Here is a 10,914-nt window from a genome sequence, read left to right as displayed (position 1 = left end):
AAGTTCGGTTGGTATATATGCCACGGATTTGTAGGAATGTGCTGAGCACGCCCCTTTGATGGCATTACTGCACAAGGCATGCACAGCACGCCTCTACGCCCAAACATCATTGTGTTTGTAGGGCGTGCCTAACCTTTATAATACAATTTAAAATATAGAAATGTTTTAGAAATAAAACAATGTTTTTGCATGAAAAATGGCTAAATCTTGTTTTTCATAATAAAAGCTTGTTTGATAGAATGACTATCAAACCTCACTTTTCCTTGAAAAACATGCGATTTTTCTCATTTTTCATTGCAAATACAAAAGGCAGGCACGCCCTAGTAATTTTAAAGTTTATTGGGTATATATTTTAAAATTAAAGGAGTGTAGATGGAGTAGGGCGGATGTTAGATGATTTATTTAGACAAATAAAAAATCCTTAGAAAATATCTAAGGATTTTAAATGGATGGTGCCCGGGGCCGGACTTGAACCGGCACGCTCAAAAGAGCGAGGGATTTTAAATCCCTTGTGTCTACCAATTTCACCACCCGGGCGGATTACTAAAAGTAATCAAAAATGGAGGCTGAGGTCGGAATCGAACCGGCGTACACGGAGTTGCAGTCCGCTGCATGACCACTCTGCCACCCAGCCCTGTCTTGGTCAGTCAATGACCTAAGTGGTCGCTATAATATCATGTTTTGGTAAAATTGCAAGTATTTTTTAAAAAATTTTAAAAATTTTCGTCAAAAGTTCGTATTGTTCACAACTAGCCCGAAAAATCAAGTGCTTTTTTGGTATTGATGTCAATAAAACTCATAACTTTTAGGATAAATTAGAGTATAATAGTCAGGTTTAGCTGTTTTTGAAAAAACAGGCATTTTTATCCAAAATGCAATGGCTTTAGGGTTTTACTTTTGTTGGTTAATTTTCATTATAATATCATAAATATGAATTTTGAAAATCTATAAAAGCGTGTAATCAAAAAAGTAAAACCCTAAAACTCTTTTTATGATTACTTTAAAATATTTATAGTAAGCAGGTATTTATGAAATTTAATTTAAAAGTATTAACATTCTCTGTGCTTGTGGCGACCATCGCCCTAGTGGGTTGTGGTAAAAACGACCAAGGGGCAGGCGGTGCAGGAGCGGGGGCAGGTGCTGCTCAGCAAATGCCCCCAGCGACCGTAGAAGTGCAGACGGTGTCGCTACGTTCAATACCCGTGGTTAAATCTTTCTCAGGGCGTGTGACAGCGGTTGAGACATCCGAGGTGCGTCCACAGGTGACGGGTATTATTGAGTCTGTTGCTTTCCAAGAGGGTAGTTATGTCAAGGCAGGGCAAGAGCTGTACCGCCTAAACCGTGATAATTATATCAGTGCCGCCAACAGTAGTATCGCTGCCATTCAGACAGCGGAGGCGAGCTTGATTAGTGCCAGAGCCAGTCTTGCCGCCCAAGAGGCGACCCTTGCCCAAGCTCGGGCAGATTTGGCGCGTGTTGAGAGCTTGGTGGGTATCGATGCGGTATCAAAACAGCTGTATGACCAGCATAAGACCGCCGTGAGAACCGCACAGGCAAATGTCGAGGCTGCCAAAGCAACGGTCAATCAAGCCAATGCGTCAATCAACAGCGCCAAGGCAAACCGTAATGCCAGTCAGCTTGACATGAGCCGTACCATCATTCGAGCTCCGATTAGCGGTAAGATTGGCATATCGGCAGTCACGGCAGGGGCATTGGTCTCTGCCAGTCAAGCCACGCCACTGGCAACCATCTCACGCACTGACATGGTGTATGTGGACATCAGTCAGTCATCATCAGAGCTACTAAGACTGCGTCAGCAGATGGCAAGCGGTCAAGCCAGTGAGGGCTCAACAGAAGTACAAATCGTTCTAGAAGATGGCGAGACCTACCCGCTCATCGGACGTTTGGCACTCTCAGATGCCAGCGTGGATGAGGCGACAGGAGCGGTTAAGCTAAGAGCGGTGTTCCCGAACCCTGACGGACTGCTTATCCCAGGGATGTATGTCAATGCCAACCTAGCCCAGTCAGTGGTGCATAACGCCATGCTACTGCCCCAAACTGCCATCATTCGCACACCCAAAGGCGAAACTCAGGTCTATGTGGTTAATCAAAACAAACAAATCGAAGTGCGTAATGTCAAGACCGCAGGCACGTTCCAAGGTCAATGGGTAGTAACCGATGGTCTGACCAATGGTGATAATGTCGTTGTGGTTGGCGGTGCTAAGGTTAAGCCTGAGCAGGCAGTTGAGACACGTCCATACTCACCAAACGGTCAAAATCCCCAAGCAGGTCAAGCCCCTGCCCAAGGACCTGTACAGAACCCTAACCAAGCCCCAAGCCAAGCTCCACAACAAAGCGAAACCAGTCAGCAAGGACGGCAAGAGCAACAGGCACCAACAGCTCCTACTCAAAACCGAGCACCGACAGATGATGGTGCTGAACAAGCAGAAGCCCAAGCGATGGCAGATGCTGCTGATGAAGTGGCACAATAGGGGTAGGTGATGTCAAAGTATTTTATTGAACGACCCATTTTTGCGTGGGTCATTGCTATTTTGATTATGCTTGTGGGTATTATTGCGGTACGCAGTTTGCCCATTGAGCAGTACCCACAGATTGCCCCGCCAACGGTGTCGGTCAGTGCCGTCTATCCAGGCGCTGATGCCCAAACGGTGGAAAACACCGTAACGCAGGTCATCGAACAGCAGATGAAAGGGCTTGATGGACTCATGTATATGTCATCAAGCTCATCAGCCAATGGTTCGGCGTCTATTACGCTTACCTTTGAAAACGGGGTCAATCCAGACACCGCACAGGTGCAGGTGCAAAACAAACTACAAGCAGCGACCAGTTCTCTGCCTGCTGACGTACAGCGTCAAGGCGTGTCGGTAAACAAGTCGAGCAGTAGTTTCTTGATGGTGGCGTCTTTTATCTCAGAAGATGGCAGTATGACCCAGTCGGACATTGCTGACTACATCAACTCAAACGTGGTGGACAGTCTAAGCCGTGTCAATGGTGTGGGTTCGCTAAACGTGTTTGGCTCGCCTTATGCCATGAGGATTTGGCTAGACCCTGCCAAATTATCATCTTATTCACTCATGCCATCTGACATCTCAGCAGCGATACAGTCGCAAAACGTGCAGGTGTCAGCAGGTCAGCTTGCCAATTTGCCAACCGATCTTGATCGCCAAGTGATTAATGCTACTGTAAGTGTACAGAGCTTTTTACAGACACCTGAAGAATTTGGTAATATTTTGGTCAAAACTGACACGTCAGGGGCGAAAGTCTATCTACGAGACGTGGCGGATATTGAGCTGGGTTCAGAGAGCTACGCAGTAAAAACCCTCTATAATGGACAAGAAGCCGCGGGTATGGGTATCATGCTCGCCTCTGGTGCCAATGCCTTAGAAGTGCGTGAAGCGGTACAACAAAGGCTTGATGAGTTATCACAAGGTTTTCCCAAGGGTTTAAAAATTGTCGTGCCTTATGATACCACACCATTTGTGAAGTTATCCATCAAGCAGGTGGTGATGACGCTATTAGAGGCGATTGTGTTGGTATTCTTAGTCATGTTCTTATTCTTGCAGAACTGGCGTGCGACCATCATCCCCACACTTGCCGTGCCTGTGGTTATCCTAGGAACGTTTGCGGTACTGCTGTTTTTTGGTTTTACCATTAATATTTTGACCATGTTTGCGATGGTGCTTGCCATCGGTCTGCTTGTCGATGACGCCATTGTTGTTGTGGAGAACGTTGAGCGTATCTTAGAAGAAGACCCGAATATCTCGGTCAAAGATGCAACCATTCAGTCAATGGGTGAGATTAGTAAGGTGGTTATTGGGATTGCCTTGATTCTATCAGTGGTATTTGTACCGATGATTTTCTTTGGTGGTTCGTCTGGGGTGATTTATCGTCAGTTTGCTGCAACTCTTATCACCAGCATGTCGCTGTCGGCAGTGATTGCACTGGTGTTCACCCCTGCTTTATGTGTGACCATCCTAAAACGCCAAGCTCATAAAGACATCCATACTCAAAAAGGCTTTTTTGGTTGGTTTAACCGCTTTTTCTTTAAAGCCAGTCGTAGTTATGAGAGCTTTGTCGGTAAAACCTTTAATGCCAAATGGCTCTTTGCCATCGCCTATGCAGGTGTGATTGCAGTATTGGCACTGATTTTTGTGCGTTTGCCAAGCTCATTTGTACCAGAAGAAGACCAAGGTATGCTCATGACATTGGTGCAGCTGCCAGCAGGTTCGACGCTTGATCAAACTGCTGCGGTCATGGAAAAGGTGGGTGGCTACTTTCGTGAACAAGAGGCGGATAACGTAGAGTCGGTCTTTACCATCTCAGGGTTTAGCTTTGGGGCAAGTGGTCAAAATGCGGGTTTGGCGTTTGTTAAATTAAAAGATTGGAGTGAGCGTACCTCGGATGAGAGCGTGGCACAGGCGATTGCAGGGCGTGCCATGGCACTTAATGTCATGATTCCAGAGGCGACACTTGTGTATCCAATTGCCCCACCTGCGATTCAAGGTTTTGGTAATGCCAGTGGCTTTGATTTACAGCTCCAAGACATCGGTGGTGTGGGTCATGAGAAGTTGTTGGAAGCTCGTAATATGCTACTTGGCATGTCTGCCCAAAATCCAACTGTGGCAGGTGTCCGTCCTAATGGTCAAGAAGATGCCCCCAAACTCAAAGTTAACATCAACCAAGAGCAAGCAGCTGCCTATAACCTAAATATGGCAACTGTCAATGCCACGCTTGCCCAAGCCTTTGGCGGCAGCTATGTTAATGACTTTATTGACCGTGGTCGTATCAAAAAGGTGTACATGCAAGGTAATCCTGACAGCCGTGCCACGCCTGAGGACATCAGCAAATGGCACGTGCGTAATGCCGAGGGACAGATGATTAGCTTTGGGGCATTCTCAGACAGCGAATGGCAGTTTGGTAGCCCTGGCTTAAACCGCTATAATGGTCTGTCATCACTAAATGTTCAAGGTGCTGCCGCCCCTGGTAAGAGTACCGGTGATGCCATGCTTGCCATGGAAGAGATGATTGCACAACTGCCTGAGGGCATTGGTTATGAGTGGACAGGTCTGTCACTAGAAGAGCGTAAATCAGGCGGTCAAGCATTGCCACTTTATATCATCTCCATGCTGGTGGTATTCCTATGTTTGGCGGCGTTGTATGAGAGCTGGTCGATTCCATTCTCGGTCATGCTGGTAATTCCACTGGGGGTTGTCGGTGCGGTCATCTTTACCATGCTGCGTGGCTTTGCCAATGACGTGTACTTACAGGTGGGTCTATTGACGGTCATCGGTCTGTCCGCCAAAAACGCCATTTTGATTATTGAATTTGCCAAAGAAATCCAAGAGTCGGGCAAATCCTTAAAAGAGTCGGTCATGACAGCAGCTCGTATGCGACTGCGTCCGATCATCATGACATCGCTTGCTTTTGGTATTGGCGTGGTGCCACTCATGATTGCCACAGGGGCAGGCTCTGGCAGCCAAAACGCTGTTGGTACGAGTGTGGTCGGTGGCGTTATCACGGCGACTTTCTTGGGCGTGTTCTTTATTCCGATGTTCTATGTGTGGGTGCGTTCGATTTTCCCCCACAAATATAAAAAGACAACGAATGCGGACGTTCATAACGCCTAAGCGTGGCAACCAATAGGAAGACATTGCCAAATTAGCCTGCATTGTGTATCATGACATGATTTGGGCTAATTTGGTTAAAGAGAGATATTATGAAAAATAACATAAAAACATCACGTGTGTTCATGCTAAGCACGCTTGCCTTGTTCATGACTGCGTGTAGTACCATTCCCCAAAAATCACAAAGTGTACTGGCTCAGCCAAAAGTGCCTGTAGAGTTGCCTTATGAAGTGCTTGATGTTAATACAACCATCAGCACGCCTGAGGCACCAAGTTTGGCAGGCATGCGTTGGCAAGATTTTTATGCCGACCCTAAATTAAAAGCCTTGATTGAAATGGGTCTGACTCACAATAAAGACTTACAATCAGCCATCTTGGCGGTGCAAAGTGCCAGGGCTCAGTATCAGATCACCAATGCCAATGCCTACCCCAATATTGGCGTATCGGGCGGGGCAACTCGTGGGGCAGATGCTCGTGATAGAAATCCTAGCACCAATTATAATGTTGGACTTGCTCTGTCAAGTTATGAGCTTGATTTGTGGGGTCGGGTTGCTAGTGCCAAAGAAGCAGCACTACATGACTATCTGGCACAAAATTCCGCCAAAGACGCGGCTCAAATTTCTATCATCTCAGCAATCGCCCAAGGCTATGTCAATCTTAGCTATGTCATGGCACAACGTCAGCTCGCCCTAGAAACGTTAAAAACCCGTGAGCATTCGCTATTCATTAACAATAAGCGTTTTGAGGCGGGCATTGATGCCAAATCAACCAGTCTGCAAGCCGAAGCGTCGCTAGAATCTGCCAAATTGGCAGTCTATCAGGCGGATACCAATATCTTAAAAACAAAAAATGCCTTACAGTTATTATTGGGAACCCCGATACCTGTGGAGCTATTGCCTGATTTAGGCGTAAATAACATCACCACGCAAAGTCTATTTAGTACGGGTCTGCCCAGTGAGTTGTTATACTATCGTCCTGACATCGTCCAAGCTGAACATCGCCTAAAAGCAGCAGGAGCGAACATCAATGTGGCTCGTGCTGCCTATTTTCCTAGCATTAGACTATCAAGCAACATCGGCTATGGCTCCACTGATTTGGGGGATTTGTTCAAATCAGGGGCGTTTAGTTGGTCAGTGGGTCCATCTATTAGCTTGCCAATTTTTGATGCAGGATACAGACGTGCTAATTATGAAGTCGCACAAATCGGTCAAAAGCAAGCCTTGGTGAATTATGAAAAAACCATTCAAACGGCATTTAAAGAAGTCTCTGATGTGCTTGCTACCCGTGCCACCATGGAACATCAGCTAAACTCACAGTATCGCCTACAAAAAAATTATCAAGAAACCTATAACATTGCCCACGCACGTTTTCGCTCGGGGCTTGATAATTATCTTAATGTGCTAGATGCTGAGCGTTCGCTTTTTGCCAATCAACAAAGCATTTTGAATTTGGAATTACAAAAAATTCTAAGTCAGATTGAGCTTTATCAAGTATTAGGTGGGGGAGCGACACTCTCGGCTGAGCAGATTACAAACTTTAATAAACAGCGTGAGGCCATGCAGACGGCAAGTCTTGCTACTGCTGAGCAGTTGGCAAATGCCCAAATTAAAGGCGCTAATACTGCCACCAGCCCAGAGCTTGTACAGCCTGAGCCTAATAATATCAGTGTGGTAGAGCCATCAAATGTAGGTGGTGTGGCAACGAAGCTTGCCACGACCAATGATGCAGAAGTGAGTACTGGCACACCCACTGTGCAGGATGAGTCTACACCAACTCCGTAATAGTCATTAAAGTACAAAATCCGTAATCTGGCTAGGCTGCGGATTTTTAGTTACAGCTAACAAAATTGAATTTTACTACGGAAACCGTTCGCCCTGAGCTATGCCTGCGGGTCGGTTTCCGTCATGGTTCGACTTATCTCACCACGAACGGAAACCGTAGCACTTTTTCATTTTATAGAGTGTAACAACAGCCATCTTAATACTTTTCCCGCACCACTTCTTGATTAGGCTCGCTTTTGGCAATTTTATCCAAGGCTTCATCAATGTCATCACTATCGGCTTCGGGTTCATCTTGGATGAGCGTGGCGATGGGGTGATATTGAAATTTACCATAAACAGGAAAATGGTCAGAGCCAATGTTGGGCAATACCTGAATGTCTTTTACCATAAAATCATGACTGTGAAAAATATGGTCAAGAGGCCAGCGAAATAGCGGATAGTTGGCATGAAAGGTGTTAAACAATCCCCGTCCTTTGCGTGGGTCGAGCAGTCCACTGATTTTTTGGAACAGCTGTGAGGTCGATGACCATGCCACGTCATTTAAATCGCCAAACACAAGTACAGGCTCGTCCATAAACTCAATCTCACGCCCAACCAGTAGTAGCTCGGCGTCTCGGTCGGTGGCAGTGGCAGACTCGGTGGGGCTAGGGGGCATGGGGTGCAGGCAGTAGATATAGACCCATTCGTTTGAGCGAAGTTTGAGCTTGGATTTGATAGAAGGGATGTCGTCCGCCACCCAGTGGCGAATCTCGCTGTCGGATAACTCCAAACGGCTATACAAATGCATGCCATATAAGTTATCAAGAGGGATTTTGATGGTGTAGTGGTAGTCGTGTGCGGTGAGTGTATCAAGATGGTCTTGCCACCATGCATCACTTTCTAAGGTAAGGACAATGTCGGGTTGGTAATGGTGGATTTGTTCGAGCAGTAGATGGGCTTGGCGATTGTCGGTTAGGACGTTGGCGATCAGTAGTGACAGCGTTCGCTCATCATCGGTGCCATGATAAATGGCAACTTCGGGCGTACGCAGGCGAGTGTAGGCGATGATTTGACTGGCTTGATAAATAAGACATAAGCCGTTGATGAGAGCCAGTAACCAAAATGCTTGATGGTGGGTGCTGGCAAATATCGCATTAATCGGCAGGCAAATCAAGCTGACGATGGCAATTTGCAAGCGGGGAAAGTCAAAAATGCGAAAAACCCAGTGGTCATGCTTGATTAAGGGCAGGAGAGTTGCGACCACTGGCAATAGCATGAATGAAAGCCAAGCATAATCTAATACTGTCAAAGCCACCACACCGCCCTTATTATTATCAATAAAAAAGGTTAGTATAACAAATTTTAATCAATAAACAAAGGGCGGGGCAGTCTTGTTGGATTAGGTTAATGCTAACTGTGCCAAAATATCATCATTATCCTGCCCCAATGTTGGCGGGGGACGTGTGTAAGTGGCAGGCGTGGCAGAGAGTTTGATGGGGTTGCCCAGTACCTTGATGGGACTGTCATCAAAACTGACAACCATTCGCCTGTCATGGGTTTGGGGGAGATTTAGGGCTTCATCAATGCTGTTGATAGAACCACAAGGTACGCCATGTTGTTCTAATAGATTTAGCCAGTGGGAGCGAGTTTGGGTGTTAAATACCGCCTGCATGAGCGGTACCAAATGCTCACGATGGGTAACACGGTTTGGGTTGGTTGCAAATCGCTCATCATCATGCCAAGACTGCCCTAATGCTTGACAAAGCTTAATAAACTGTCCATCATTACCACACGCCACGATAAAATGCCCATCGCTTGCCCCAAAGACTTGATAAGGCACGATACTGGCATGAGCATTACCCAGCCGTGGCGGTCTGCCCCCTATGGCAAGGTGATTCATGCCGACATTGCCAAGCATGGCAAGCGACGAATCAAAAAGTGCCACATCAACCTGCTGCCCGACCCCTGTGTGTGCGAGCATAAAGGGCGATTAATATGCCAATCGTCAGCTGTAACCCTGAAAACAAATCCACCACCGCCACGCCGACTTTTTGGGGTTGTCCATCAGGTTCGCCTGTGATGCTCATGAGTCCTGACAAGCCTTGAATGATGTAATCATAACCTGCCTTGTGAGCGTCCACGCCTGTCTGTCCAAAGCCTGTCAAGGACGCATAGATAAGGCGGCGGGGATTGATGGCTTTTAGACTGTCGTAATCCAAGCCGTATTTGGCAAGATTGCCCACTTTAAAATTTTCAACCAAAACATCGGCGTCTTTTACCAATGCCTTAATGACTGCTTGCCCATGTTCACTGGTGATGTCAAGGGTTAAAGAGCGTTTGTTGCGATTGATGGTGGCAAAATAAGCACTGGTTGTCTGACCATGCTCATCCACAAAATTGGGCGGATTCCAATGGCGAGTTTCATCACCGACATGGGGGCGTTCTATCTTAATCACGTCCGCCCCAAAATCCGCCAAAATCTGTGTGGCGGACGGAGCGGCCAAGACACGAGATAAGTCAATGACCTTAATGCCATCTAAGGCGTTTGGCGTGATATTCATGGTCGTCCTTAATGTTTTAATAAAGTGTGATAAAGCTAAGGGCGAAAACCGCTTCGCCCTTAAAAATGGAGTCTGATGAGCGATACTTATGAAAATGCCTGTAAATCAGTAATGGCACGCCCTAATATCAAGGCGTGAATGTCGTGCGTGCCTTCATAGGTATTGACCGCTTCTAGGTTCATGACGTGGCGAATCACATGAAATTCATCATGAATGCCATTACCACCATGCATATCACGAGCGGTACGAGCGATATTTAGGGCTTTACCGCAGTTGTTGCGTTTGATGAGTGAAATCATGGGCGGGGCAACTTTATCATCGTCAATCGAACGTCCTACCTGTAAGGCGGCGTGCAGTCCAAGCGTGATTTCGGTCATCATATCAGCAAGTTTTAGTTGAACCAGCTGAGTGTTAGCAAGGGGGCGGTCAAACTGCTTGCGTTCTAGGGTGTAGGTGCGTGCAGCATGAAAACAAAACTCTGCCGCACCCATCGCTCCCCATGCGATACCGTAACGGGCTTTATTTAGACAGCCAAAAGGTCCTTTTAGACCGCGAATGTCAGGAAAGGCATTTTCTTCGGGTACGAATACCTTGTCCATGACTATCTCGCCTGTGATGGACGCACGCAGGGAGAATTTGCCGTCTATTTTGGGGGCGGATAGACCTTTCATGCCCTTGTCTAGGATGAATCCACGAATCTCACCATCATCGTCTTTTGCCCAAACCACGAAGACATCCGCCACAGACGAGTTGGTAATCCACATTTTAGAGCCTGTGAGTTCATAACCGCCTGCGACTTTTTTGGCACGGGTTTTCATGCCAGCAGGGTCAGAGCCTGCGTCAGGTTCGGTCAAGCCAAAACAGCCGATGTACTCGCCTGTGGCAAGTTTGGGTAGGTATTTTTCTTTTTGAGCTTCGGTGCCGTAGGCATATACCAACCGAACCCAA

The 10,914-nt window shown here is 46.8% G+C and carries 5 protein-coding genes, 2 tRNA genes and 1 pseudogene; 3 read left to right on the top strand and 5 right to left on the bottom strand.

All coding sequences use genetic code 11. From position 1 onward, the window contains the following. Nucleotides 1-450 precede the first annotated feature (450 nt). Together B5J93_RS12680 and B5J93_RS12675 are read right to left on the bottom strand one after the other, a co-directional pair. Nucleotides 451-537, bottom strand: a tRNA-Leu gene (locus tag B5J93_RS12680). Between the two features lie 23 nt (nt 538-560). Further along, nucleotides 561-634, bottom strand: a tRNA-Cys gene (locus tag B5J93_RS12675). 394 nt (nt 635-1,028) lie between these two features. On the opposite strand from B5J93_RS12675, the gene B5J93_RS12670 reads away from it, so the two are divergent. The 3 genes from B5J93_RS12670 to B5J93_RS12660 all read left to right on the top strand — a co-directional run bounded on the left by B5J93_RS12670 (nt 1,029) and on the right by B5J93_RS12660 (nt 7,426). After that, entirely contained in the window at nt 1,029-2,492 is a 1,464-nt protein-coding gene (locus tag B5J93_RS12670; RefSeq protein WP_079326701.1) for an efflux RND transporter periplasmic adaptor subunit, read from the top strand. Nucleotides 2,493-2,501: 9 nt separating this feature from the next. Continuing rightward, nucleotides 2,502-5,648 (top strand): efflux RND transporter permease subunit, encoded by a 3,147-nt coding sequence (locus B5J93_RS12665; protein WP_079326700.1) that lies wholly within the window; start codon nt 2,502-2,504, stop codon nt 5,646-5,648. A gap of 89 nt (nt 5,649-5,737) precedes the next feature. Then, nucleotides 5,738-7,426 carry an efflux transporter outer membrane subunit gene (locus tag B5J93_RS12660; protein ID WP_079326699.1) on the top strand — a complete coding sequence of 563 codons (1,689 nt, stop codon included), beginning with the start codon at nt 5,738-5,740 and terminating at the stop codon, nt 7,424-7,426. Nucleotides 7,427-7,622: 196 nt separating this feature from the next. Here B5J93_RS12660 and B5J93_RS12655 read toward each other — a convergent pair whose 3' ends face one another. The 3 genes and pseudogenes from B5J93_RS12655 to B5J93_RS12645 form a co-directional block, all read right to left on the bottom strand. After that, nucleotides 7,623-8,681, bottom strand: coding sequence for an endonuclease/exonuclease/phosphatase family protein (locus B5J93_RS12655; RefSeq protein WP_079326698.1), 1,059 nt, complete (start codon nt 8,679-8,681; stop codon nt 7,623-7,625). A gap of 123 nt (nt 8,682-8,804) precedes the next feature. Then, nucleotides 8,805-9,966: pseudogene (locus B5J93_RS12650) on the bottom strand (CaiB/BaiF CoA transferase family protein). 86 nt (nt 9,967-10,052) lie between these two features. Next, the coding region (locus tag B5J93_RS12645) for an acyl-CoA dehydrogenase family protein (RefSeq protein WP_143823551.1) at nt 10,053-10,914 on the bottom strand (862 nt) is incomplete at its 5' end.

It is taken from the genome of Moraxella equi (genome assembly GCF_002027555.1).
GTDB lineage: Bacteria > Pseudomonadota > Gammaproteobacteria > Pseudomonadales > Moraxellaceae > Moraxella > Moraxella equi.
The sequence above is the reverse complement of the archived record's forward strand: the minus strand, read 5'-3'. Positions and strand labels throughout refer to the sequence as shown.